Here is a 23,757-nt window from a genome sequence, read left to right on the forward strand (position 1 = left end):
TAACCAGGTGACAAACTGATATCTATGCGGCTGTACCGGGATCGTGCGGTGGTGCTGCGCCAGCACAAGCTCGGCGAAGCCGACCGGATCGTCACCCTGCTCACCCGCGACCATGGACTGGTCCGCGCGGTGGCCAAGGGTGTGCGCCGCACCCGCAGCAAGTTCGGTGCACGACTGGAACCGTTCGCGCATATCGACGTCCAGTTGCACCCGGGCCGCAACCTCGACATCGTCACGCAGGTCGTCTCACTCGACGCGTTCGCCACCGACATCGTCAGTGACTACGGCCGCTACACCAGCGCATGCGCGATGCTGGAAACCGCCGAGCGCCTCGCCGGTGAGGAGCGGGCGCCGGCGCCTGAACTGCACCGCCTCACGGTCAGTGCGCTGCGGGCGGTGGCCGACGGCAGCCGGCCGCGTGAGCTGGTGCTGGACGCGTATCTGCTGCGGGCCATGGGCATTGCCGGTTGGGCCCCCGCGCTGACCGAATGCGCGCGCTGCGCCACGCCGGGCCCGCACCGGGCATTTCATGTCGCGGCGGGTGGCAGCGTCTGCAGCTATTGCCGTCCGGCCGGCGCGACGACACCGACGCTGGGCGTGCTGGATCTGATGGCAGCGCTGCGCGACGGCGAGTGGGAGGCCGCCGAGGGTGCGCCGCAATCGGCCCGCAGCCAGGTCAGCGGATTGGTGGCGGCCCACCTGCAATGGCATCTGGAGCGGCAGTTGCGAACGCTGCCGTTGGTCGAGCGGATGCGACGGGTTGACCCGATCGATCAGAGCCTGCTCGACCGCCGGGTCGCGCTGGTCAGGCAGGATGTGGCCCATGAGGGCTGAGCGCACACGGAAGTCCGACTTCCCGCAGCTCGCCCCGGCTCCTGCCGACTATCCGGTCTTCCCCGATACTTCGACGTGGCCAGTGGTTTTCCCGTCGTTGCCGCCGTCGCCGGACGGTGGCCCCCGCCGCCCGCCGCAGCACATCTCCAAGGCGGCCGCCCCGTCGATTCCGGTGGACCAGTTGCCCAACCACGTGGCGATCGTGATGGACGGCAACGGCCGCTGGGCAACCCAGCGTGGTCTGCCCCGGGTCGAGGGCCACAAGATGGGCGAGGCGGTCGTCATCGACATCGTCTGCGGTGCAATCGAACTGGGCATCAAATGGCTGAGCCTCTACGCGTTCTCGACGGAGAACTGGAAGCGTTCGCCCGACGAAGTCCGCTTCCTGATGGGGTTCAACCGCGACGTGGTGCGCCGGCGCCGGATCAATCTCAACGAGATGGGCGTGAAGATCCGCTGGGTGGGGTCGCGTCCTCGCCTGTGGCGCAGTGTCATCAACGAGCTCGCGGTCGCCGAAGAGTTAACTCTCAACAACGACGTGATCACGGTCAACTACTGCGTCAACTACGGCGGTCGCACCGAAATCGCCGAGGCAGCAAGGGAAATCGCGCGCGAGGCAGCCGCAGGCAGGCTGAACCCCGACCGGGTCAACGAGACGACGATCGCGCGGCATCTGCAGCGCCCGGACATCCCCGACGTGGACCTGCTGCTGCGCACCTCGGGGGAGCAGCGCACCAGCAACTTCATGCTCTGGCAAGCGGCGTACGCGGAGTACGTCTTTCAAGACACCCTGTGGCCCGACTACGACCGCCGCGATCTGTGGGCGGCCTGCGAGGAGTATGCATTGCGGCACCGGCGATTTGGAACGGCGTGATGCCGACGTTGCAAGAGCGGTTGCTCACGGTGCTCGCCGAGGTGCTGCCCGTCGAGGAGGAATCCGACGGGGCGTTGACCGTCCACCATGGTGGAACGATCGCGTCGCTGCGCGGGGTGTCGATCACCGAGGACCTCGACCTGGTGTCGCTGACCCAGATGGTGGCGTGGGATCTGGTACTTACCAAGAAGATTCGCGACAGTGTCGCCGAGCAGGTGCACTCGACGTTGCTGGGATCGGTGACACTGACCGAGAAAGGCAAGTCCGCCGACGTGCTGTTGCGCTACAACTTTCCGGGCAACGGCCTCAACGATGAAGCGCTGCGCACGCTGATCTTGATGGTGCTCGACAAGGGCGCCGAGATCCGTGCCACGTTGTTGGACCGTCTGTAAGCGCGTATTCCTCAGCCGCAGTCCGAGCAGGTGCCGTAGATCTCGATGGTGTGACTGACATCGGAGTAGCCGTATTTGGCCGCCACTTCCGCCGCCCACTCTTCGACCTCGCGATCGCCGACTTCGACGGTCGACCCGCAACTGCGGCATACCAGGTGGTGGTGGTGATGATCGGAGCAACGGCGATACACCGATTCGCCGGTGTCGTTGCGCAGCGTGTCGAGCAGGCCCGCGGCAGCCATCGACTGCAATGTCCGATAGACCGTGGTGAGCCCGATGTTCTCGCCACGCTGTCGCAGCTCGTCGTGCAACTCCTGAGCGGAGCGGAATTCGTCGAGGGTATCCAGCAGACCCGCGATAGCGGCCCGCTGCCGCGTGGCCCGCACGCCGGCTTTGACCTCGCCCGCCGCGGCACTCACTGCTTGTCCTCCCCGGCATGGGCGACGGCGTCGACGACGATGTGCGCCAGGTGGTGATCGACCAGCCGGTAGAGCACCTCGCGTCCGGACCGCTCACCGGCGACGACGCCCGCGGCCTTCAGGATCTTCAGGTGCTGGCTGACCAGCGGCTGCGGCACGCCGAGCGCGTCGACCAGCTCATGCACGCAGCGTTCAGAGACGTTCAGCTGCAGCACGATTGCGATCCGCACCGGCGCGGCCAGCGCGCGCAGCAGCTCGCCGGCGGCGTCGAGGATCTCGCGCGGCGGCGGCGCCGGCAGTGCAGCGGAGTCGCCGTGTTGGTGCTCGCCGACCAGCTCGTCGCCGTCTGCTGCGGTGGAGGATGAGAGAGACATGCTGCCTCCACTGTCACATGCACAACCACGCATGTCAAAGAACGCCGGGTGGATCGCTACGATGACGGATCGTCCGCGTTTTACAACAACAGGAGTGCGCAGCTAGTGGCGTCCGTCATCGACACCGTCGTCAACCTCGCCAAACGGCGTGGCCTGGTCTATCCCGCCGGCGAGATCTACGGCGGCACCAAATCGGCGTGGGACTACGGGCCGCTGGGCGTCGAGCTCAAGGAGAACGTCAAGCGGCAGTGGTGGCGCTCGGTGGTGACCGGCCGCGACGACGTCGTCGGCCTGGACTCGTCGATCATCCTGCCGCGCGAGGTGTGGGTGGCCTCCGGCCACGTCGAGGTCTTCAACGACCCGCTCGTCGAATGCCTGAGCTGTCACCACCGACACCGCCAGGACCACATGCAGGAGGCCTACGTCCTCAAGAAGGGCGGCGATCCAGACTCAGTGCCGATGAGCGAGATCGTCTGCCCGGACTGTGGCACCAAGGGTCAGTGGACCGAGCCGCGCGAATTCAACATGATGCTCAAGACGTATCTCGGCCCAATCGAGTCCGAGGAGGGTCTGCACTACCTGCGGCCCGAGACCGCGCAGGGCATCTTCGTCAACTTCGCCAACGTGGTCACCACGTCGCGCCGCAAACCACCGTTCGGTATCGGTCAGATCGGCAAGAGCTTCCGCAACGAAATCACCCCGGGCAACTTCATCTTTCGCACCCGCGAGTTTGAGCAGATGGAGATGGAGTTCTTCGTCGAACCGTCGACCGCGGCCGACTGGCACCAGTACTGGATCGACACCCGGCGGCAGTGGTACATCGACCTCGGCATCAACCCCGAGAACCTGCGGCTCTACGAGCACCCGAAGGAGAAGCTGTCGCACTACTCGGATCGCACGGTCGACATCGAGTACAAGTTCGGCTTCTCGGGTAACCCGTGGGGTGAGCTCGAAGGTGTGGCCAACCGCACCGACTTCGACCTGTCCACGCACGCAAAGCATTCCGGGGTCGACCTGTCGTACTACGACCAGGCCGGCGACACCCGGTACACGCCGTATGTCATCGAGCCGGCAGCGGGCCTCACCCGGTCTTTCATGGCGTTTTTGATCGACGCGTACCACGAGGACGAAGCGCCCAATGCCAAAGGCGGAGTGGATAAGCGGACCGTGTTGCGGCTCGACCCGCGGCTGGCGCCGGTGAAGGCCGCGGTGCTGCCGCTGTCCCGGCACGCCGACCTGAGCCCCCAGGCGCGCGATCTGGCCGCCGAGTTGCGCAAGTGCTGGAACGTCGACTTCGACGACGCCGGCGCGATCGGCCGCCGTTACCGGCGCCAGGACGAGATCGGCACGCCGTTCTGCGTGACGTTGGACTTCGACTCGCTCGAGGACCACGCGGTGACGATCCGCGAACGTGACGCGATGACGCAGGAGCGGGTGTCGATCGACGCGGTGGTCGACTACCTGGGTTCGCGACTGCGGGGCTGCTAACCGGCCCGCCGGGGGGCCGATGCGACACGTGGCAAATAAATCTCGCGATTTTCTCGCTTATTGATCATCCGTTTAATATCATCGGTAAGTCGACGCGGCGGCTCACTAGGGCGTGGTGAGCTGCCGCGTCCACCATTTTGGCAGAAGCCCTGCTCAGAAGCGGCCGCCGCCACCCATGAAGCCGCCGTCGGACGAGCCCGAACCACCGAAGGACGTCGGGCCCCAGCCTCCGCCGCCCCAGCCGCCCCCGAAGCCGCCGCGCATCGCATCGCCGAGCATGTCGCCGATGATGATGCCGCCCATCATCGCGCCGGTGTGGTCGCCGCTGCCGTACCGCGACGTGTACGCCATCTGGGCCGACTGCACATCCGACTCCGCCAGCGACTGCGCCTCCGCGGCCAGCGCCGCGGCCTTGTTGGCGAGAGCGATCGCCGCGTTCAGGTCGTTCGCCTTCTGGTCCTGCGCGGCGTCGATTTGACGGCTGGCCTCGGCCAGCCGCGTCCGCGCCTCGGGTCCGACGCTCCCGCGACGATTGTCGATGTACTCCGACACCGCATGCACCCGAGACTGCGCGGTGAACATCGCCTGTTCCAGCGTCCGGGTGAGGCGTTCGGCGGTCGCCTGCTCCTCGGCGACGGCGGCTTGCAGTCGATTCAGGTCGGCGTCGGCCTTGGTGAGCGCGGTGAACGCGCTGAGCGGGTCGGCGGAACCGGTGGCGTGCGCCGCGTCGAGCGCGCGCGAAGCCGCCTCGCGGGCGCTGGCCAGATCGCGCAGGTGCGGTGCCTTCGTCTTCTCGGCGCTGCGCAGCGCGGTTTCGGCCTGCTCGATACCGGACTGGATGTCGGCGATCAACGACGGCAGCGTGGCCACCGCGTGCCGAATGTCGCTGGCGGCGCTATCGACCGCGTCGAGCAACGAACGGGCTTGTCCCAGTGACGATTCCGCGGCATGGACGGCGTCGACGAGGGCGCTTTGCTCACCGCTGACCGGCTTGGCCGCCTTCTCGCGGGCCTGGCCGAGATTCTGCTCGGCGAAGGCCAGCCGATCCTTGGCGGTCGCGACGTTGGTGGCCACCGACGCCAGCGCGGACGAATCGAATTCGTTGTGCAGCTCGCTCATTCGCTGTTCGGCCGGCCCGATGCGGGCGGTCAGGTCGACCACCTGCTGGGTCAAACCGTCCAGGCGGGTCGGGGCGTTGACCACCAGGTCACGCATCTCCTCGAAGGCTTCCCGCTGCGACTCCAGCTCGCGGTCGGCCCGTGCCGCGGCGACGATCACCTCGGTCAGCAGCTGACGACGCTGTGCACGGGTTTCGGGGATCGCGTCGTCGAGTTGTTGACGCACGGTGAACGCCTGGGCCAGAGCAGCTTTGGCGGCGTCGACCGCGTGGGTGAAGGGCGCGGTTCGTTGCTCGCCGAACTCCTCGATCGTCAAGGCGAGCTCATTGGCGCTGGTGCGTACGGCGTTGTCGACGTCGACGACCTTCCACCGCGAGAGGTCGTCGAGGGCGCCTAACGACAGGCTCGCCAACGCATCGGGGTCGGTGGCGTCGATCCGCTTGGCCGCGGCCAGCTCGGCGGCCCGCCGTCGACGGCGCCGCCAGCGGGTGAACACGTACAGCGCCAGCACCGCGACCAGGATGACGCCCAGGCCGACCAACAACGGCGCCGAGCTTCCCGACTGCTGGTCCCGGTTCAGGCCGTTGGCCGCCGCGACCGCCGCGCCGCTCCAGTCGCCGCGGCGCAGCGCCGGCTCGATCTGGTCGCGCCGCAGATTGTCGACCTGGGTGGCATCGATCGTCTTGACCCGGCGCGGAACCAGGAACGCGTAGGAATGGTCGACGGTCGCGACCGCGAGCACCGCGCCGAAGTCGCCGAGATCGCTGAGGCCCACGGTGTTTTCGGCCCAGCTTTGGGCCGGTTGACCGGAGAAGTCGTCGACGAACACCACCCACAGCTGAATGCGCCGGTCGGAGTAGAGCTTTCCGGTGGCCGCCTTGATCGCCGAGCGGCCAGCGTCATCGAGGACGCCGGCGTGGTCGGTGAGGTAGCCGGGCAACCGGAACGGGGGCTCGGCGGCGGCCGACGGTGCGACCGTGAGGGCGGTGATCAGCATCGCCATGAACACGGCGACCGAGCGGCGGAGGGTGCTCATGATCGACAATCTAGCCTCGCGACGAAGCGGGTCCCAGCGCTATCGGTCTGGCTGGCAGACTGTGGATCGATGACGCAGCAAGACCCCTACGACGATTTCGACCGCCAGCGGGTTGTGCCCGAGGCGCCGAAGACGGCGGGCTTGCCGGGTACCGAGGGGCAGACTCGCACCGACTTCGCCCGCGACCGCGCCCGGGTGCTGCATTGCGCCGCATTGCGTCGCCTCGCGGACAAGACGCAGGTGGTCGGGCCGCGACAAGGGGACACCCCGCGCACGCGCTTGACCCATTCGCTGGAGGTTGCCCAGATCGGCCGGGGGATGGCGATCGGATTGGGCTGCGATCCAGACCTGGTCGACATGGCCGGGCTGGCCCACGACATCGGGCATCCGCCCTACGGACACAACGGCGAGCAGGCTCTCGACGAATTCGCCGCCGCGTACGGAGGTTTCGAGGGAAACGCGCAGAACTTCCGGATCCTGACCAGTCTGGAGCCCAAAGTCCTTGACCGGCAAGGCCGTAGCGCGGGGCTCAACTTGACCCGGGCGGCACTCGACGCGGTCACCAAGTATCCGTGGTCGCGCGACCAGCATCGGCGCAAGTTCGGCTTTTACGACGTCGACCGCGCCAAAGCCGACTGGATGCGCGACCGCGCCCCTGCGGATCGCGCCTGCCTGGAGGCCCAGGTGATGGACTGGGCCGACGACGTCGCCTACTCGGTGCACGACGTCGAGGACGGCGTGGTGTCTGGCCGGATCGACCTTCGTGTACTTGCCGACGAGGACGAGGCCGCCGCGTTGGCCGAGCTCGGTGAGCGCGACTTCGCCGGGATCAGAGCCGACGACTTGAGCGCGGCCGCGCATCGACTGGCGGAGCTTCCGGTGGTCGCCGCGGTCGGCAAGTACGACGCCACGCTGTCGGCCGCGGTGTCGCTCAAGCAGATGACCAGCGAACTGGTCGGCCGGTTCGCGTCGGCCGCGATCGCGGCCACCCGGGCCGACGCCGGCCCCGGCCCGCTGGCCCGCTACCAGGCCGAGTTGTCGGTGCCCGAGGTCGTGCGCGCCGAGGTCGCCCTGCTGAAAACGCTTGCGCTGCAATTCATCATGTCGGACCCGCGGCATCAGGAAATCCAGGCACGACAACGGGAAAGCATTCGTCGGGTGGCGCAGGCGCTGCTGGCCGGAGCGCCCGGCACCCTCGACCCGATCTACGTGCCGGCCTTCAACGCCGCCGACGACGACGCCGGCCGGTTACGCGTGATCGTCGATCAGATCGCCTCGTACACCGAAGGACGCCTCGAACGCATCGCGGACGCGCAGGCGTAGGCCGCCCGACTAGGGTCGTGGCCATGGTCAAGTCTTCGGTAATCGTCGCCGCCCTCTCCGTCGTCACGCTCAGCGCGTGTAGCCCCCATCAGGACGCATCCACCGCGACCTCGTCCAACACGCCAACGCCACTTACGCAGGCGTCGGGCACGCCGGCGTCGGGCGCGCCGTCGCCCAGCGGCCAAACCCTCAGCGCACAGTTACACACCGCCGACGGCCGCTCGGTGGCCACCGCCACCTTCGCGTTCGCCAACGGCTACGCCACTGTCACGGTGAAGACCACCGCCGACCACATCCTGACCCCGGGATTTCACAAGATGCACATCCACGCCGTCGGCAAGTGCGAGCCCAACTCGGTCGACCCGATGGAGCCCGGCAAGACCGGCGACTTCCTGTCGGCCGGCATGCACTTCCAGGCGCCCGGGCACACCGGTGAGCCGATGAGCGGGGACCTCGACCCGCTGGAGGTGCGCCAGGACGGCGCGGCCTACCTGGTGACCACCACCGACGCGTTCACCCGCGACGACCTGCTGGCCGGCAGCAAAACCGCGATCCTGCTGCACGAGGCCGACGGCAGCCCCGACGCGGAGAAGCGATTCGCCTGCGGAGTCATCGGCACCAGCTAATCGCTCTACACTGGCCCGATGGCCGGCCGCATCTCTGATCGCGATATCGCCGCCATCCGCGAACGGGTCCGCATCGAGGACGTCGTCGGCGACTACGTCCAACTGCGCAGGGCCGGCGCGGATTCGATGAAGGGCCTGTGCCCGTTCCACGACGAGAAGTCGCCGTCGTTCCATGTGCGGCCCAACCACGGCCACTTCCACTGCTTCGGCTGCGGCGAGGGCGGCGACGTGTATGCGTTCGTCCAGAAGATCGAGCACATCAGCTTCGTCGAGGCCGTCGAAGTGCTGGCCGACCGGATCGGGCACACCATCACCTACACCGGAGCGGCGGCCACCAATGTGCAGCGCGACCGCGGGAGTCGCAGCCGGCTGATCGCCGCCAATGCCGAGGCGCAGGCGTTCTATGCGGCGGCTCTGGAGTCCCCCGAGGCGCAGTTGGCGCGCAAATACCTGACCGAGCGGAATTTCGACGGCGACGCGGCCCGCCATTTCGGTTGCGGGTTTGCCCCATCGGGGTGGGAGACGTTGACAAAGCACTTGCTGCGCAAGGGTTTTGAATTCAAGGAGCTCGAGGCCGCGGGCCTGTCGCGGGAGGGCCGCCGCGGGCCGATGGATCGATTCCACCGCCGGCTGCTGTGGCCGATCCGCTCGTCGGCCGGCGAGGTGATCGGGTTCGGTGCGCGACGGCTGTTCGACGACGACCCGATGGAAGCCAAGTACGTCAACACGCCAGAGACGTTGCTGTACAAGAAGTCGTCGGTGCTGTTCGGCATCGACCTGGCCAAGCGCGACATCGCCAAGGGGCATCAGGCCGTGGTCGTCGAGGGCTACACCGACGTGATGGCGATGCATCTGGCCGGGGTCACCACCGCGGTCGCCTCCTGCGGCACCGCATTCGGTGACGAGCACCTCTCGATGCTGCGCCGACTCATGATGGACGACAACTTCTTTCGCGGTGAGCTCATCTACGTGTTCGACGGCGACGAGGCCGGCCGGGCCGCGGCGCTCAAGGCGTTCTCCGGTGAGCAGCACTTGGCCGGCCAATCGTTCGTCGCGGTCGCAGACGACGGGATGGATCCGTGCGACCTGCGGTTGAAGTCCGGCGACGGCGCGCTGCGCGATCTGGTGGCACGACGAACTCCGTTGTTCGAGTTCGCCATTCGCACCACGCTCAACGACATCGACCTCGACAACGCCGAAGGCCGAGTGTCGGCGCTGCGACGCTGCGTGCCGATCGTCGCCCAGATCAAAGATCCGACGCTGCGCGACGAATACGCGCGGCAGCTGGCAGGCTGGGTCGGCTGGGCCGACGTGGCTCAGGTGATCGGCCGGGTCCGCGAAGAGGCGAAAAGCCCGACCGCGCAAGGCCGCAACAAAACCCGTCGCCCCACCGCGCAGCCCGATGCGAAACCAGCGGTGCCCCGGCCCGACCCCAGCGACCCGACGCTGCGGCCACAACGCGAGGCGCTCAAGGCCGCGTTGCAGTACCCCGCGCTGGCCGGGCCGGTGTTCGACACGCTGACCGTGGAAAGCTTCACCCACCCCGGCTACGCGGCCGTACGGGCGGCGATCACGGCGGCCGGCGGCATCGCCGCCGGTATCACCGGGGCACGCTGGATCGAGGTGGTGCGCGAAGGTGCGGCGACGCCGGCGGTCGAGGCGTTGACCAACGAGCTCAGCGTGGAATCGATCCAGGTCGATGACGAAGACAAGCTGCCGCGTTCCATCGCCGGCGTGCTGGCCCGCCTGCAAGAGGTCTGGATCGGCCGGCAGATCGCCGAGGTCAAGTCCAAACTGCAGCGGATGTCACCGGTGGAACAGGGCGACGACTACCACGCGCTGTTCGGCGACCTGGTCGCGATGGAGGCCTATCGGCGCAGCCTCAAAGAACAGGCCACCGGCGACGACCTGACCGTCTAGGGCGCGGTAGGCCGCTGCGGCTCGACCACGGAGGTCGCGTCGTCGATCTCGGCGAGAGTCACCATCCGCGCGTCGGGCGACACCCGGTTCGCGATCCGGCGCCGACTCCCGTCGATCACCGATTTGGCGGCGGGGCTGCTGGTCAGTGCCCGGTAGGTGCCGACGATCTGCTCGTAACGACGCCGACCGGCCTTTGTGCCCAACACATAGCCCAGTCCCAACACGACGACGTAGCGGATCAAAACGGTCCTTTCCGAGGTGTGGCGCGTGTGCGTCCATCCTGCCCCATGACGACGAGCACGCGCCCCCCGGCGGGCGAACGGTCTGGTTGGGCGCGCGGACGCCGGTACGCTAGAGTCATCACTCGGTCCGCGCCGTGTTCGCGGGCACCAAGCAGTCCCCTGTAGCTCAATTGGCAGAGCATTCGGCTGTTAACCGGAGGGTTGGTGGTTCGAGTCCACCCGGGGGAGCAAGTCCTTCTATCGGCCCATCCCGCCGAACGGCCCCTGATTCTGCGGCTTGTCGGGCGCGCTCGACTTATTCAGGTAATCCGGACAGTAAGCGCTCGACGCGAGTGCGGCGAATTTCATCGCACCGCCGGAGTTCAAGCCGGGATTGAGCATGCTCAGCTTGTCGATGACGTCCTTCTCTGCCGCTCCGGCATTCATCATGTCGCACGCGAATTTGCCCGCCTTGATCGCGCTCGGGCCGTTGTTGTAGGTCATGCCGGCCTTGTTCAGGGAGTCCAAGAACGTCGCATCGGCGGCCGGGTTGTCCGGCACGCTCGGTGGCGGCGGATCGGCGAGCGCCGGGCCGGCCAGGCCAACGGCGATGGCGGCGCCGGCAAGTGTTAAAAGCAGTCGCATCGGACCATTGTTCTCCAGATCAGCGCGGTTGTCCTGTTAAGGGTCCTGGCAGCAACGCCGTACACGGAGTTGGATGGATCAAGTGACGACAGCTGAGACCACGGTCGGCTGGGCCGATGGCGCGGTCCTGGCCATCGATCAGCGGGTGCTGCCGCACGAGCTCCGCTGGCTGCGCCTAACCACGGTCGATGACCTGGTCGACGCGATCCAGACGCTGGCCATCCGCGGGGCCCCGGCCCTCGGGGTGGCCGGCGCCTTCGGGGTGGCGCTGGCGGCGTATGCCCATGTCGGCGACGACGAGAAGGCCATCTCGGAGGCGCAGCGGATCGCGTCGGCCCGGCCCACCGCGGTGAATCTGGCCTGGGGTGTGCGCCGGGCCATGGCCGTGTTGCCGAGCGGTCCCGATGCCGTGCTGGCCGAGGCCCGCCGGATGCTGGCCGAGGACGGCGAGGCCAACCGGCGATCCGCCGCCCACGCGGCCGACCTGGTGACGCGGTTGTGCCCCGACCGGCCGCTGCGGGTGCTCACGCACTGCAACACCGGTCGGCTGGCCACCACCGCCGTCGGAACCGCGTTGGGTGCGGTGATCGAGCTGCATGCCCGTGGCCGGGTGGCCGAAGTGCTGGTCGACGAGACGCGCCCGCTGTTGCAGGGCGCCCGACTGACCACCTGGGAGTTGGCCGAGGCCGGGATCCCGCACCGGCTGACCATCGACTCCGCTGCGGCGTGGGCGATGGCCACCGGACAGGTCGACTGCGTCATGGTGGGCGCCGACCGGATCACCGCCGACGGCTCGGTCGCCAACAAGATCGGCACGTACGCGCTCGCGGTCGCCGCGCACCGACACGGCATTCCGTTCATCGTGGTCGCGCCCGAGTCGACCCGCGATCTGGACACCGCGACGGGAAGCGAAATCGTCGTCGAGCAGCGGGCCGCCGACGAGATCACCCACGTCGGCGGGGTCGCCACCGCCCCAGAGTGGACGGCGGCGTTCAACCCCGCCTTCGACGTCACACCCCCGGAGCTGGTCACCGCGGTCGTCACCGAGAACGGTGTGATCGGCGAGGCGAATACCGCTGTCGGACAACAGATCGCCGAGATTGCCCGTGGCTTGTATGCGCGCGGCTGGATGCCGGGCACCGCAGGCAACATCTCGGTGCGCACCGGAGCGACGGCGGTCATCACCGGCAGCGGGCTGTCCAAGGGTGAGCTGACCGCCGCCGACATGGTGACCGTCAGCGTCGCCGACTCCCACCCGGTGTCGGGTAGCCGCCGCCCGTCGGCCGAGACCGCCATCCACACCGCGATCTACCGGGCCACCGACGCCGGTGCCGTGGTGCACGTGCACGCCCCGCATGCGACCGCTCAAACCGCGACCGTTGCAATGTCTCTGACGTACCAGGGCTACGAGCTGATCAAGGGCCTCGGCACCGCCGAGATCATCACCATCCCGGTCGTCAGAAACCATCCCGACGTGGCACGCATCGGTGCCGACATCGAGCGGCATCTCACCGAGCATCCCGACAGCCCGCCGGTGTTGTTCATCGCCGGCCATGGCATCACCGGCTGGGGCGCCCACCTCGCACAGGCCCGCGACCGCGTCGAATGTCTGGAAGCCATGTGCGAATTGGTGACGCTGACCGGACGCCGCGAGATAGGGATCGAATGACACTTCTACAGGTGATGTCCGACGACGACGCCGACGAGGTGCGGCTGCGCACCGACGACGCCACCACGATTCGTGACGAACTTGCCACGCGCGGAATCGCTTTCGCACGCAGCTCGGTTGCGGCGGATCTCGACCTGAACCAGCCCGCCGAACGGATCCTGGCCCGGCACGCCGACCAGATCGCCGCGATCAACGCCGACGGCCGCTACCAACACATCGATGTGGCCGCCCTGCACCCCGACCCCGACGATCCCGACTGGCGCGCCAACGCGGCCGTCGCACGCTCGAAATTTCTCGACGAGCATCGCCACGCCGAAGACGAAGTGCGTTTCTTCGTGGCCGGACGCGCCTGCTTCTATCTGCATCTGGAGCCTGAAGTGCTTGCGGTGGTGTGCGAAACCGGCGACCTACTCACGGTCCCCGCAGGTACGCGGCACTGGTTCGACATGGGTTCGGAGCCCGACTTCGCCGCGATCCGGTTCTTCGAGGGCGTGGACGGCTGGATTGGGGATTTCACCGGCGACACCATCGGACAACGCTTTCCGACGCTCGACCAACTCGCCGCGACGTGATCGCCGCGATCGTCGTCGACATCGAGGGCACCACCAGCCCGACCGACTCGGTCCGCGAGAAGCTCTACGACTACACCCGCCGGAACCTCGGGCAGTGGTTGTCCGCCAATCTGGGTGGTGCCGCGGATCCGGTGATTGTGGAAACCCGGGAGTTATCCGGCCAGGCGGACGCCGGCCCGACCGAAGTAGCGGAGATCCTCTGCGGTTGGCTGAATTCCGACGTCAAGGCCGCGCCGCTGAAGGCCGCGCAAGGTCTGGTGTGCGCCGAAGGTTTTCGCAGCGGCGAACTGCACGGCGAGTTCTTCGACGACGTGCCACCGGCGCTCGCGGCTTGGCACGCCGATGGTATCCGGCTGTACGTCTACTCGTCGGGTTCGGTTCGCAACCAACAGGATTGGTTTGCCTTCGCCCGCGGCGGCGAGCTGTCGTCGTTGATCAGCGGCTGGTTCGATCTGGCCAACGCCGGCGCCAAGTGGGATAGCTCCTCGTACGACGCCATTGCCGCCGCGATCGACGTGGCACCCGACCAAATTGTGTTTCTGTCCGACCACCCCGATGAACTCGACGCCGCTGTTGCCGCCGGCTGGTCGGCGGTCGGCGTCGTCCGACCGGGCGAACCGAATTCGCCTCGCCCGCCGCATCGCTGGATCAGCTCGTTCGACGCGCTTTAGATCGAGAAGTCCTCGCCGTGCCATACGCCGGCCTCCGGTGGCCGGATGACGCCTTCGGTCTGCGGTGTGTGGGCCTGGTCTTCGAGCTTGGCGACTCGAGTGAGTAGCGACTGCAGGCTTACCCCGACCAGGTCGGGCATCATCGTGTCGTCGCCGGTACCCGGCTGGGCGCGGCTGATAGCCTGCCCGGGCACCCCGACCACCACCGCACACGACGGAACTTCTTTGACCACAACGGCATTCGCGCCGATGCGGCTATCGTCACCGACTTTGATCGCGCCGAGGATTTTGGCGCCCGCGCCAATGGTCACCCGGTCGCCGATGGTCGGATGCCGCTTTCCGCTGTCTTTGCCGCTGCCGCCCAGCGTGACGCCGTGATAAATCGTGACGTCGTCGCCGATTTCGGCGGTTTCGCCGATCACCACACCGGTGGCGTGGTCGATGAACAAACCGCTGCCCAACGTGGCACCCGGGTGAATGTCGACGCCGGTGAGGATCCGGGTGACTTCACCGAGCGTGCGGGCGGCCACCTTTGCCCCACGGCCCCACAGCCAATGGCTCAGCCGGTGACCCCAGATCGCGTGCACGCCTGGGTAGGCGAAGACGACCTGCAGCGTGCTGGGGACGGCGGGGTCGCGCTCCTTAGCCGCCCGTATGTCGTCCCGGAACGCGTCGAGCATCGCTAGTCCGCCAGATCGGAGTACAACACGGTGCTCAAATATCGTTCACCGTTGGACGGTAGGACGACGACGACGAGCTTGCCCTTGTTTTCCGGTCGGCGCGCGACTTGCAGCGCTGCGGATACCGCAGCCCCTGACGAAATCCCGACCAGCAGGCCTTCTTCGGACGCCAGGCGGCGGGCGAGCTCGAGCGACTCCTCGTTGCCGACCTGGATGACCTCGTCGACAATGTCTTCGTCGTAGACGGGCGGGACGAATCCGGCGCCGATGCCCTGAATCGGGTGTGGCCCCTTCTGCCCGCCGGACAGCACCGGCGAAGCCGACGGCTCGACGGCGATGAATTTGGCTTCGGGCTTGCGTTCTTTGATCACTTGCGCGACACCGGTAATCGTGCCACCGGTGCCGACGCCGGCGACGAAAATGTCTACCTTTCCGTCGGTTTGCTTCCACACCTCTTCGGCAGTGGTAGCGCGGTGGATCGCCGGGTTCGCCGGGTTCTCGAACTGCTGGGGGATGAAGTAGCGCTGGTCGCTCTTGGCCAACTCCTCGGCTTTGGCGATCGCACCCGGCATGCCGTCTTTCCCTGGCGTCAGAACGATCTCGGCGCCATACGCGCGCAACAGAATTCGGCGTTCGTTGCTCATGGTGTCCGGCATGGTCAGCACAAGCTTGTAGCCGCGTGCCGCCGCCACCATCGCCAGCGCGATGCCGGTGTTGCCGCTCGTCGGCTCGAGAATGATGGTGTCGGGCTTGATCAGCCCCGCTTCTTCGGCGGCGTCGAGCATCGCGACCCCGATGCGGTCCTTGACGCTGCCGCCGGGATTGAAGTACTCCAACTTGGCCACCACATCGGCCACGGCGCCTTCGGTGACTCGGCGCAGCCGGACCAGCGGTGTGTTCCCGACCAGTTGTGTGACGTCTTCGGCAATGCTCATTTAGATTCGCTCCCACGGTCGCGGATCAAAGTTCGTCGCCCTCCCAGCTTATGTCGAACTCTAGGTGTGTCTCGGTGGGGATGGCTAGCGCCACGGGGGTAAAGCGCTGCGCCGCGGGGTCCAACGCCACCCCGGTCAACACGCGTCCGTGCAGATCGCGCGGAGTTTTCGCGGTCAGTGTTGCGGCCGCCGAGCCCGGCGCCCGGCGCAGATAGAAATCGGTGCGCGGCTCGACCGACTCGACCGGGAAGCCGTCGGCGTCGACCAGGGTGTGCCCATCCGATGCGGTGATCACGAGCGGCGTCGTGACCCGAAAAGGACCGACCAGGTCGGCATCCCCGACGGCGTCGGTGTCGACGAGTGCTGGCTCAGCGGAGCCCTTTTGGGTTGCGCGACCGGCCGCCGCGGCCCCGGCCAACAGGTAGTTGTACAGGTGCACAACCTTGTCCGAGTTGCGGTAGTGCCGCGCGCCGGTCAGCCAGAAGTTCACGTGCTCGATTCTCGGCGTCCCGTTCTCGGACGTCGCGATCAATCGGTAGAAGCGATAACCGCGTCCGCCGCGACCGTGACTGCTCGTCGACAGCGTGCTGCCCTCGCCGAGCGTGCGCTGATAGCGGCCCGCCTCGACTCCCGTGGTCAGCAGTGAGCCCGAAACATCATGCCAGACAACGCCATTCGATGATTTCTGCAGCCGCAGCTCCGCACTCGACCGGGACCACACCGAGTAGCCGCCCAGCTGAGGTTCACCGTCGAACTCGAACGTGGTGACCGCTCCGCGGGCGTTATGCACGCCGATCGGGACGTTGAGCGGCCGCGTGTCGAGGGCTAGCCCGTTGGTCAGGTACCAGATCGCAGCCTGGGTAGCGGCGATCGCTTCGTGCTCGCTGATGTTGGCCGTGCCGATCGGGTAGCCGGCCTGGCGCACGCGTCGGCTCAGCTCGGCGGCGGGCAGCAGCGGGTACGAATGGCGCAGGATCCAGTCGACCTGGGCCTCGTTGCCCGACGCGTGCAGGTGCGGGAGCTCCGACCAGGTGCCCGGTTGATAACGCGACGGGTGGCGCGGCGCGACGCCGGTGAAGTCCAGCGAGTAGGCCGGCACGTTGGGATTGAGCCGAATCAGGTCGGTGCGCGCCGAGCTGCCGTCGGTGAAGAAGACTTTTTCCACCGTGTGCGAATAAGTCCCGCCGCGATAGCGCGTCATGCGCGACAGTTCGGTCGCCGGACGGACCGAAACGCGGCGATCGGTCGCTATCCGTCCCGTCGTGCGGTGGTGTGAGAACAGAATCGTCATTGTTGTTTGAGCTTCCTGAAAGACTTTGGAGCGGTGCGCATTTCGATCACTCCGGCCATGCGGAGGTGATCGCCCTGAAGGGGAAGCGCGAAGATTTCTACAGCGTCAGAAGGGCGTCAGGAAATCAACGACAACAACAGCAACAACAGATCGCGGCGAGGCAGCGCGGGCTGGCATGGCGCGGCTGAGCGGCGTGTTGCATATCGCCACTATAGGGCATGATTTGACGCGGGCTCGTCGACCGCTGGACCCGCATCTTTGCCGAGATAAAAATCACGCTGAGTCTTAGACTTGCCTCGGCTCAGCGCGGAGTCGCATTTGGTTGGCTGGCCTGCGGCCCCACACCGATCAGCACTCGACGCGGAAGGATCACGATGACGTCGGCTCAGAACGAGTCACAGGCACTTGGCGACCTTGGAGCCAGGCAGCTAGCGAACGCGACCAAGACTGTTCCCCAGCTTTCCACGATCACCCCGCGTTGGCTGCTTCACCTGCTCAGCTGGGTGCCGGTGGAGGCGGGCATCTACCGCGTCAACCGTGTCGTCAATCCCGAGCAGGTCGCAATCCATGCCGAGGATGGTGCGGGCATTGAAGGGCCGCTTCCCGAGACCTACGTCGACTACGAGACCAGCCCGCGGGAATACACGCTGCGGACGATCTCCACGCTGCTCGACGTCCACACCCGGGTGTCCGACCTGTACTCCAGTCCTCACGACCAGGTCGCCCAGCAGTTGCGGCTGACCATCGAGACGATCAAGGAGCGCCAGGAGTCCGAGCTGGTCAACAGCCCGGAATACGGTCTGCTTGCCCAGGCCACCCCCGAGCAGACGATCCAGACGCTGACCGGCCCGCCCACGCCCGACGACCTCGACGCCCTGATCACCAAGGTGTGGAAGACGCCGAGCTTCTTCCTGACCCATCCGCTCGGTGTCGCGGCGTTCGGTCGCGAAGCCACCCGTCGCGGAGTCCCGCCGGTGGTCGTGAGCCTGTTCGGTGCCCAGTTCATCACCTGGCGCGGCATTCCGATCATCCCGTCGGACAAGGTTCCGGTGGACAAGAGCAAGACCAAGTTCATCCTCGTCCGTACCGGTGAAGAGCGTCAGGGTGTGGTGGGGCTGTTCCAGCCCGGCCTGGTCGGGGAGCAGGCGCCCGGGTTGTCGGTGCGGTTCACCGGCATCAACGAGTCGGCGATCGCCCGCTACCTGGTGACGCTGTACACCTCGTTGGCCGTGCTCACCGACGATGCGCTCGCCGTTCTCGATGGCGTTGCCGTGGACCGATTCCATGAGTACAAGTGAGCACCGCGCGGTAGATGCCGAAAGCGACTTGCCACTGAGCTCCGCGGAACTCTCGGCGCTGGCCAGCCAGCTCTACGCGGCCAGCATCCGGCCCGGTTTCGACAGTCCGCCGCAGTCGGCGCCCGTTGCCCCGCGAGGCAACGCGCCCGACACGACGACGGCCGCCTCAGCAGGTCAGACCGTGGCAGGCTCGGCCGATCAGTACCCGGTGCCGGTCCCGCTTCTCGGCGTCTCCGACGTCTACGTTCCTGCTCCGACGTCCCCGGAACCGGAGCCGCCGCCCCAGGCGGTTCCGGTCGCCCCGCGCGGCAGCGTGCCGGATACGACGGCAGGGCCGTCGGCCGCGGCGACGTCCGGCGGTATCGCCGATCCGTTCGTGCCGGCCGACCTCAGCGCGTTTGCCGTGCCGACCGAAGGCATCGTGCCGACGGTGCCGGGAGTGCTGGCCGGCGGGGTGACGACGGTTCCGGTCGCGCCACGCGGCTCGGCGCCGTCGTGGCCGACGGGCGCACCGTCGGTTCCCGACCTGGGGTGGACGGGCACGGTGCCGGTGGCACCGGACGCCCCGATCGGAGACGAGGGCAACTACCACTTCCTCACCGCCCAAGACCCGGTAGCCGCACCTGGCCTGCAAAACGGGGCGCACGAGATCTTCGACGTCAACGCGGTGCGAGCGGACTTTCCGATCCTCAAAGAGGTCGTCAACGGAAAGCCGCTGATCTGGTTCGACAACGCTGCGACCACGCAGAAGCCGCAGGTGGTGATCGACCGGCTGGTGCAGTTCTATTCGCACGAGAACTCCAACATTCACCGCGCCGCACACGAATTGGCGGCCAGGGCCACCGATGCCTACGAGGAGGCGCGGGACACCGTCGCCGAATTCATCGGTGCGCCAAGCTCGGAGAACATCGTGTTCGTCCGCGGCACCACCGAGGCGATCAACCTTGTCGCACACGCGTGGGGGAATAAACACCTGCAGCCCGGCGACGAGATCGTCATCACGCACCTGGAACATCACGCGAATATCGTTCCATGGCAACTTATTTCGCAGAAGACCGGAGCCATTCTCAAAGTGGCTCCGATCGACGACGCGGGCAACCTGCTGCTGAACGAGTTCGAACAGCTGCTGGGTCCGCGCACGAAGCTGGTTGCCGCCAGCCATGTTTCGAACGCTCTCGGCACGGTGGTCCCGGTCGACAACATCGTCGAACTGGGCCACCGCTATGGCGCCCGGGTGCTGATCGACGGCGCGCAGTCGATCCAGCACATACCCACCGACGTCGCCGAGCTCGGCGCGGACTTCTACGTGTTCTCGGGGCACAAAATCTACGGCCCCACCGGAATTGGCGCGCTGTACGGCACCGAAGAAGCCCTCACCGAGACACCACCGTGGCAGGGCGGCGGGCACATGATCGCCGATGTCACCCTCGAGCGTTCGCTGTATCAAGGACCGCCGACCAAATTCGAGGCCGGCACCGGCAACATCGCCGATGCAGTCGGGCTGACCGAGGCGCTGCGTTACGTGCAGCGGCTGGGCATCGAACGCATCGCGGCCTACGAGCACACCCTGCTCGAATACGCGACGCCGCGGTTGGCGGACATCCCCGGGGTTCGGTTGGTGGGCACCGCGGAAGAGAAGGCCAGCGTGCTGTCGTTCGTGCTGGCCGGCCACGAGCCGCTCGAGGTGGGCAAGGCGCTGAACGCCGAGGGGATCGCCGTGCGTGCGGGTCATCACTGCGCGCAACCGGCGCTGCGGCGATTGGGGTTGGAGGCGACGGTGCGCCCGTCGTTCTCCTTCTACAACACCCACGAGGAGATCGACGTCTTCCTGCGCGCGGTGCGGCGCATCGCCGAAGGCGGGACGAACGTCGGCTGAAGCCTCCCGTCGTGACCCGGTCTCACATTTCTTCTGACTGATTAGAACCCTGCCGTTGGCGCCCATGCGTCCGTAAGTTTCCGACGTGGTCTGTGTGTGCAGGCGAGCAGCGGCGTCGATGTCGCATGCCTGCGCGTGTGGAGACCCACGGACAGCCGGGTGACCCCGGACCTTCCCCAGAGTCAGAGGAGCGCGATGACGTGCATCACGAGCCAGCGAATCGAGCAAACTCAGTGAACGCCGTCGTCGCCAGCCAAACTGGCCGTCTGAGCTGCCGGAGTCTCCGTCCAGCAGCCCGGCTGCGGTGCACTGAGCAAAGTCATCCAGGTTTAACGTCATGGCATCCGTCACACCGGCCCGGCCTTCGTAAGAGTGGGTAGGGCGGTGCCGCAAACTTCCCTGCGTCCGACACAATCGGGGATCGATTGGTCCAAGCCCGCGGCCGCAATAGGTGACTTCGTTGTACTGGCCGGCGAGACGTTCTCTGTCGCCGTACGCCGACCTTTGGCGGTTCGCGAACTGATCGACCAGATCTGGTTCGTCGCGAGGGTGTCGATTGTCCCGACACTGGTGCTCTCGATTCCCTACACGATTCTCATCGTCTTCACGCTCAACATCGTCCTCATTGAGGTGGGCGCCGGAGATCTGTCTGGTGCGGGCGCTGCGCTGGCGTCGGTGACCCAGGTCGGACCGGTTGTCACGGCGATCGTGGTATCGGGCGCCGGCGCCACCGCGATCTGCGCGGATCTGGGTGCACGGACGATCCGCGAGGAGATCGACGCGATGAAGGTCATCGGCATCAATCCCATTCAAGCGCTCGTGGTGCCGCGAGTGATCGCGGCGACTTTCGTTGCGCTGTTGCTATATTCGGCAGTCGCTGTGGTTGGACTCACCGGCAGCTATTTCTTCGTGGTGTACGTCCAGCACGTCACGCCGGGCGCCTTCATCTTCGGGATGACCATTCTGACCGGCCTTCCGCAGGTGATCGTGTCCCTGGTCAAAGCGCTTCTTTTCGGGCTGTCGGCAGGTCTGATCGCTTGCTACAAAGGACTTTCCGTCGGTGGTGGCCCGACAGCCGTGGGAAACGCGGTCAACGAGACAGTGGTCTTCGCATTCATGGCGCTGTTTTTGATCAACATCTTGGCGACCGCCTTCGGCGTGAAGGTGTCGCCGTGATGCGCGCCGAACGCAAGTGGCGCCGAGAACGGCAGTACGCCACGGCCGAGCAGGGCGGCGCGACGCTGCGGAAATATGCGTCGCGGACGGGAAATTGGGCTGAACCGGAAGTCGATCCGTCGCGCCTCGGGCAGACTTTCGACACGCTGGTCGACTCAATCCGGAGTCTGGGAGAGCAGACGGCGTTCATCGGTAGCGCGTTGGGCTCCACCGTCGATGCCGTCAGGCGATATCCAGGTGAAGTTCTGCGGTTGATCGCCGTGTTGGGTATGGGAACCGGAGCGCTCGCCGTCATCGGCGGCACGGTGGTCATCGTCGGGTTCTTGACGCTGACCACGGGTGCGCTGATCGCCGTGCAGGGCTACAACACCCTGTCCAATGTTGGAATCGAAGCTCTCACAGGATTTTTGGGCGCATTCCTCAACGTTCGCTTCATCGTGCCGGCAACCGCTGGCGTCGCGCTCGCAGCGACCATCGGTGCCGGCGCGACCGCGCAACTGGGGGCGATGCGCATCAACGAGGAGGTCGACGCGCTGGAGGCGATGGCCATCCGGCCGATCACTTACCTGGCGTCCACCCGCATCGTGGCCGGGGTGGTGGCGGTGATCCCGATCTACACCATCGCGATGCTGATGGGCTTTCTAGCGACCCGGTTCGGGACAACCGTCATCTATGGCCAGTCCCGCGGTGTCTACGACCACTACTTCTCATCGTTCTTGCACCCGACCGATCTGGTTTGGTCGTTCACCGAGGCGTTGTCGATGGCGGCAGCGGTGATGGCGATTCACACCTATTACGGCTACAACGCGACCGGCGGACCGGCGGGAGTCGGCGAGGCGGTGGGTCGCGCCGTGCGGTCGTCGATTACCGCCGGGGTTTTTATTCTGTTGACCATCACACTGTCGGTGTACGGGCAGTCCGGCAATTTCCATCTGTCGGGGTGATCGCATGAGCCAAGAGGCCCGGCGGCGCAGGGGAATTGACCCTATTTGGTGGGCGCCCGTGCTTGTGCTGTTCGTCGTCACGGTCAGCACGCTGACAGCGATGGCGTTCGAGGGAACGCTGAGGTCGACCGTGCCGCTTACCGTCATTTCCGACCGGGCCGGCTTGGTGATGGAGGACGACGCCAAGGTGAAGTTGCGCGGTGTCCAGATCGGGGAAGTGTCCAAAGTCGAGTCCTATGCGGATTCGGCCGGCACCAACCTGTCGAAGCTGAAGTTGAAGATCTATCCCAACGAATTTCGGTATCTGCCTAGCAACATCGAGGCCGAGATCAAGTCCAGCACCGCGTTCGGAGCCAAGTACGTCGACCTCATCGTCCCCGACTCGGGTCCGAGCCGACGAGAATTGGCCAAAGGTGCTGTACTGCATAGCCGTAATGTGACCGTCGAGGTCAACACCGTATTCCAGAACCTGCAGTCGATCGTGCACGCGATCGACCCCGCGAAACTCAATGGAGTGCTTTCGGCACTGGCCGAAGGGTTCCGCGGCAAGGGTGAGCGCATCGGCGAGGCCATCAGCGGCGGCAACCAGTTCCTTACTGCCGTCAACCCGAAGCAGGCGACCATCCGCAAGGACTGGCAGCTGTTCGGTAAGACCGCCGCAGCCTATTCGGTTGCCGCGCAAGATATTTTGTCGACGCTTGATTCTTTCTCGGCGACGAGCGTCACGATCACCAAGAACAAAAAGGCACTCAACGACGTGCTGCTGGATGCGATCGGCTTTTCGAACGCCGGGATCAACACGATCGGCCGCAACGAGAAGAACCTCGTCGATGCGGTCAATCTGGTGGCGCCGACGTTTGAGTTGCTGAACAAATACTCACCGACCTACAAGTGCACCTTCGAGGGCGCGGTCTGGTATTTGGAGAACGGTGGCCGAGCCGCGATGGGCGGTAATGGCAAGTCGCTCAACATCGATGGTGGCCTGCTCTTCGGCGACGACCCGTACCGCTATCCCGACAACCTGCCCCGTGTGCAGGCCAAGGGTGGCCCCGGCGGAAAGCCGAGTTGTGGGTCGTTGCCTGACGCCAGCGCGAACTTCCCGGTCAAATACCTCGTCACCGACACCGGATTCGGCACTGGGCTCGACATTCGACCGAACTCGGGTATCGGTTTCCCGGGTTACGTGAACTACTTCCCGGTTACCAAGGGAACGCCGCAGCCGCCTCTGATCCGTTACCCTGGCGGTCCGGCGCCGGGCCTGCCGCCCGCTTACCCCGGCCAACCGCCTTCTGGTGCACCAGATTACGCGGGTGCCGCCACGCCACCGGCACCGCCCGGATCCTAGGTCACCCTGTCCAAGACGAGAAGTAAGGAG

Annotated in this window: 24 protein-coding genes and 1 tRNA gene; 17 read left to right on the forward strand and 8 right to left on the reverse strand. The window is 66.4% G+C overall.

The genetic code is table 11. The features are described from left to right. Window positions 1-24 precede the first annotated feature (24 nt). Genes recO through A5658_RS02100 form a run of 3 tightly spaced genes read left to right on the forward strand, consistent with a single transcriptional unit; the run spans window position 25 to window position 2,100 of the window. A complete protein-coding gene (gene recO / locus A5658_RS02090) occupies window positions 25-834 on the forward strand; it encodes a DNA repair protein RecO (protein WP_067330539.1) in 810 nt (269 codons plus the stop codon). Then, window positions 824-1,708 (forward strand): decaprenyl diphosphate synthase, encoded by an 885-nt coding sequence (locus A5658_RS02095; protein ID WP_067330543.1) that lies wholly within the window; start codon window positions 824-826, stop codon window positions 1,706-1,708. Before recO ends, A5658_RS02095 begins: the two co-directional genes overlap by 11 nt. Next, on the forward strand, window positions 1,708-2,100 hold the full coding sequence (locus A5658_RS02100; protein ID WP_067330546.1) for a hypothetical protein: 393 nt from the start codon (window positions 1,708-1,710) through the stop codon (window positions 2,098-2,100). The genes A5658_RS02095 and A5658_RS02100 overlap by 1 nt, the downstream gene beginning before the upstream one ends. An 11-nt stretch (window positions 2,101-2,111) precedes the next feature. Here A5658_RS02100 and A5658_RS02105 read toward each other — a convergent pair whose 3' ends face one another. Continuing rightward, entirely contained in the window at window positions 2,112-2,519 is a 408-nt protein-coding gene (locus A5658_RS02105) for a Fur family transcriptional regulator (RefSeq protein WP_067330549.1), read from the reverse strand. Beyond that, complete coding sequence (locus A5658_RS02110; RefSeq protein WP_156751207.1) at window positions 2,516-2,893, reverse strand: helix-turn-helix transcriptional regulator; 378 nt, start codon at window positions 2,891-2,893, stop codon at window positions 2,516-2,518. The genes A5658_RS02105 and A5658_RS02110 overlap by 4 nt, the downstream gene beginning before the upstream one ends. A 105-nt stretch (window positions 2,894-2,998) precedes the next feature. Here A5658_RS02110 and A5658_RS02115 point away from each other — a divergent pair, with 105 nt between their 5' ends. Next, window positions 2,999-4,381 carry a glycine--tRNA ligase gene (locus tag A5658_RS02115; RefSeq protein WP_067330631.1) on the forward strand — a complete coding sequence of 461 codons (1,383 nt, stop codon included), beginning with the start codon at window positions 2,999-3,001 and terminating at the stop codon, window positions 4,379-4,381. Window positions 4,382-4,534: 153 nt separating this feature from the next. Here A5658_RS02115 and A5658_RS02120 read toward each other — a convergent pair whose 3' ends face one another. After that, the gene (locus A5658_RS02120) at window positions 4,535-6,535 is read right to left on the reverse strand and encodes a TPM domain-containing protein (RefSeq protein ID WP_067330554.1); all 2,001 of its coding nucleotides are present in this window, start codon (window positions 6,533-6,535) and stop codon (window positions 4,535-4,537) included. 69 nt (window positions 6,536-6,604) lie between these two features. Between A5658_RS02120 and A5658_RS02125 the strand changes: the two genes are divergently transcribed. Genes A5658_RS02125 through dnaG form a run of 3 tightly spaced genes read left to right on the forward strand, consistent with a single transcriptional unit; the run spans window position 6,605 to window position 10,404 of the window. Next, window positions 6,605-7,858 carry a deoxyguanosinetriphosphate triphosphohydrolase gene (locus A5658_RS02125; RefSeq protein ID WP_067330556.1) on the forward strand — a complete coding sequence of 418 codons (1,254 nt, stop codon included), beginning with the start codon at window positions 6,605-6,607 and terminating at the stop codon, window positions 7,856-7,858. A 23-nt stretch (window positions 7,859-7,881) separates the two neighbouring features. Beyond that, window positions 7,882-8,484 carry a superoxide dismutase family protein gene (locus tag A5658_RS02130; RefSeq protein ID WP_082992883.1) on the forward strand — a complete coding sequence of 201 codons (603 nt, stop codon included), beginning with the start codon at window positions 7,882-7,884 and terminating at the stop codon, window positions 8,482-8,484. 18 nt (window positions 8,485-8,502) lie between these two features. Next, on the forward strand, window positions 8,503-10,404 hold the full coding sequence (gene dnaG / locus A5658_RS02135; protein WP_067330559.1) for a DNA primase: 1,902 nt from the start codon (window positions 8,503-8,505) through the stop codon (window positions 10,402-10,404). Here the strand turns inward: dnaG and A5658_RS02140 are convergent. Further along, a complete protein-coding gene (locus A5658_RS02140) occupies window positions 10,401-10,646 on the reverse strand; it encodes a hypothetical protein (RefSeq protein WP_067330562.1) in 246 nt (81 codons plus the stop codon). The genes dnaG and A5658_RS02140 overlap by 4 nt on opposite strands. A 155-nt stretch (window positions 10,647-10,801) precedes the next feature. Here A5658_RS02140 and A5658_RS02145 point away from each other — a divergent pair. Continuing rightward, a tRNA-Asn gene (locus A5658_RS02145) sits at window positions 10,802-10,874 on the forward strand. Between the two features lie 9 nt (window positions 10,875-10,883). Here the strand turns inward: A5658_RS02145 and A5658_RS02150 are convergent. Further along, window positions 10,884-11,270: a DUF732 domain-containing protein gene (locus tag A5658_RS02150; protein WP_067330565.1), complete on the reverse strand. Its 387-nt coding sequence runs from the start codon at window positions 11,268-11,270 to the stop codon at window positions 10,884-10,886. Window positions 11,271-11,352: 82 nt separating this feature from the next. Between A5658_RS02150 and mtnA the strand changes: the two genes are divergently transcribed. Genes mtnA through mtnC form a run of 3 tightly spaced genes read left to right on the forward strand, consistent with a single transcriptional unit; the run spans window position 11,353 to window position 14,182 of the window. After that, the gene (gene mtnA / locus A5658_RS02155) at window positions 11,353-12,939 is read left to right on the forward strand and encodes an S-methyl-5-thioribose-1-phosphate isomerase (protein WP_231997177.1); all 1,587 of its coding nucleotides are present in this window, start codon (window positions 11,353-11,355) and stop codon (window positions 12,937-12,939) included. Then, on the forward strand, window positions 12,936-13,511 hold the full coding sequence (locus A5658_RS02160) for an acireductone dioxygenase (protein WP_067330573.1): 576 nt from the start codon (window positions 12,936-12,938) through the stop codon (window positions 13,509-13,511). The genes mtnA and A5658_RS02160 overlap by 4 nt, the downstream gene beginning before the upstream one ends. Next, window positions 13,508-14,182 carry an acireductone synthase gene (gene mtnC / locus A5658_RS02165; protein WP_067330576.1) on the forward strand — a complete coding sequence of 225 codons (675 nt, stop codon included), beginning with the start codon at window positions 13,508-13,510 and terminating at the stop codon, window positions 14,180-14,182. Before A5658_RS02160 ends, mtnC begins: the two co-directional genes overlap by 4 nt. Here the strand turns inward: mtnC and cysE are convergent. From cysE to A5658_RS02180, 3 genes are read right to left on the reverse strand one after another with little or no spacing between them, the layout of a single operon-like run. Continuing rightward, window positions 14,179-14,862: a serine O-acetyltransferase gene (cysE, locus tag A5658_RS02170; RefSeq protein WP_067330579.1), complete on the reverse strand. Its 684-nt coding sequence runs from the start codon at window positions 14,860-14,862 to the stop codon at window positions 14,179-14,181. The genes mtnC and cysE overlap by 4 nt on opposite strands. Before the next feature lie 2 nt (window positions 14,863-14,864). Then, a complete protein-coding gene (gene cysK / locus A5658_RS02175) occupies window positions 14,865-15,797 on the reverse strand; it encodes a cysteine synthase A (protein WP_067330582.1) in 933 nt (310 codons plus the stop codon). A gap of 25 nt (window positions 15,798-15,822) precedes the next feature. Then, the gene (locus A5658_RS02180; protein WP_067330585.1) at window positions 15,823-17,088 is read right to left on the reverse strand and encodes a thioester domain-containing protein; all 1,266 of its coding nucleotides are present in this window, start codon (window positions 17,086-17,088) and stop codon (window positions 15,823-15,825) included. Window positions 17,089-17,090: 2 nt separating this feature from the next. On the opposite strand from A5658_RS02180, the gene A5658_RS27835 reads away from it, so the two are divergent. From A5658_RS27835 to A5658_RS02205, 6 genes are all read left to right on the forward strand, one after another. Then, window positions 17,091-17,276: a hypothetical protein gene (locus A5658_RS27835; protein ID WP_156751208.1), complete on the forward strand. Its 186-nt coding sequence runs from the start codon at window positions 17,091-17,093 to the stop codon at window positions 17,274-17,276. Between the two features lie 186 nt (window positions 17,277-17,462). Then, the gene (locus A5658_RS02185; RefSeq protein WP_067330589.1) at window positions 17,463-18,386 is read left to right on the forward strand and encodes a family 2A encapsulin nanocompartment shell protein; all 924 of its coding nucleotides are present in this window, start codon (window positions 17,463-17,465) and stop codon (window positions 18,384-18,386) included. Then, window positions 18,373-20,262 carry a family 2A encapsulin nanocompartment cargo protein cysteine desulfurase gene (locus A5658_RS02190; protein WP_067330638.1) on the forward strand — a complete coding sequence of 630 codons (1,890 nt, stop codon included), beginning with the start codon at window positions 18,373-18,375 and terminating at the stop codon, window positions 20,260-20,262. The genes A5658_RS02185 and A5658_RS02190 overlap by 14 nt, the downstream gene beginning before the upstream one ends. Window positions 20,263-20,646: 384 nt before the next feature. Then, window positions 20,647-21,438, forward strand: a complete 792-nt coding sequence (locus A5658_RS02195; RefSeq protein WP_231997178.1) for an ABC transporter permease — start codon at window positions 20,647-20,649, stop codon at window positions 21,436-21,438. Beyond that, window positions 21,435-22,382, forward strand: coding sequence for an ABC transporter permease (locus A5658_RS02200; RefSeq protein WP_231997179.1), 948 nt, complete (start codon window positions 21,435-21,437; stop codon window positions 22,380-22,382). Before A5658_RS02195 ends, A5658_RS02200 begins: the two co-directional genes overlap by 4 nt. A 4-nt stretch (window positions 22,383-22,386) precedes the next feature. Beyond that, window positions 22,387-23,727 carry an MCE family protein gene (locus tag A5658_RS02205; protein WP_067330593.1) on the forward strand — a complete coding sequence of 447 codons (1,341 nt, stop codon included), beginning with the start codon at window positions 22,387-22,389 and terminating at the stop codon, window positions 23,725-23,727. The last annotated feature ends 30 nt before the right edge of the window (window positions 23,728-23,757 follow it).

Origin of the sequence: Mycobacterium sp. 1245111.1, from assembly GCF_001673405.1 — a bacterium.
GTDB lineage: Bacteria > Actinomycetota > Actinomycetes > Mycobacteriales > Mycobacteriaceae > Mycobacterium.

Bases quoted from the DNA above. Each gene is read 5' to 3' on its own strand.
- A5658_RS02160 (WP_067330573.1), top strand. From the start codon at position 12,936: ATGACACTTCTACAGGTGATGTCCGACGACGACGCCGACGAGGTGCGG.
- A5658_RS02095 (WP_067330543.1), top strand. From the start codon at position 824: ATGAGGGCTGAGCGCACACGGAAGTCCGACTTCCCGCAGCTCGCCCCG.
- A5658_RS02150 (WP_067330565.1), bottom strand. From the start codon at position 11,270: ATGCGACTGCTTTTAACACTTGCCGGCGCCGCCATCGCCGTTGGCCTG.
- A5658_RS02100 (WP_067330546.1), top strand. From the start codon at position 1,708: ATGCCGACGTTGCAAGAGCGGTTGCTCACGGTGCTCGCCGAGGTGCTG.
- dnaG (WP_067330559.1), top strand. From the start codon at position 8,503: ATGGCCGGCCGCATCTCTGATCGCGATATCGCCGCCATCCGCGAACGG.
- A5658_RS02125 (WP_067330556.1), top strand. From the start codon at position 6,605: ATGACGCAGCAAGACCCCTACGACGATTTCGACCGCCAGCGGGTTGTG.
- A5658_RS02205 (WP_067330593.1), top strand. From the start codon at position 22,387: ATGAGCCAAGAGGCCCGGCGGCGCAGGGGAATTGACCCTATTTGGTGG.
- A5658_RS02130 (WP_082992883.1), top strand. From the start codon at position 7,882: ATGGTCAAGTCTTCGGTAATCGTCGCCGCCCTCTCCGTCGTCACGCTC.
- cysK (WP_067330582.1), bottom strand. From the start codon at position 15,797: ATGAGCATTGCCGAAGACGTCACACAACTGGTCGGGAACACACCGCTG.
- A5658_RS02190 (WP_067330638.1), top strand. From the start codon at position 18,373: ATGAGTACAAGTGAGCACCGCGCGGTAGATGCCGAAAGCGACTTGCCA.
- A5658_RS02110 (WP_156751207.1), bottom strand. From the start codon at position 2,893: ATGTCTCTCTCATCCTCCACCGCAGCAGACGGCGACGAGCTGGTCGGC.
- recO (WP_067330539.1), top strand. From the start codon at position 25: ATGCGGCTGTACCGGGATCGTGCGGTGGTGCTGCGCCAGCACAAGCTC.
- cysE (WP_067330579.1), bottom strand. From the start codon at position 14,862: ATGCTCGACGCGTTCCGGGACGACATACGGGCGGCTAAGGAGCGCGAC.
- A5658_RS02185 (WP_067330589.1), top strand. From the start codon at position 17,463: ATGACGTCGGCTCAGAACGAGTCACAGGCACTTGGCGACCTTGGAGCC.
- A5658_RS02180 (WP_067330585.1), bottom strand. From the start codon at position 17,088: ATGACGATTCTGTTCTCACACCACCGCACGACGGGACGGATAGCGACC.
- A5658_RS02120 (WP_067330554.1), bottom strand. From the start codon at position 6,535: ATGAGCACCCTCCGCCGCTCGGTCGCCGTGTTCATGGCGATGCTGATC.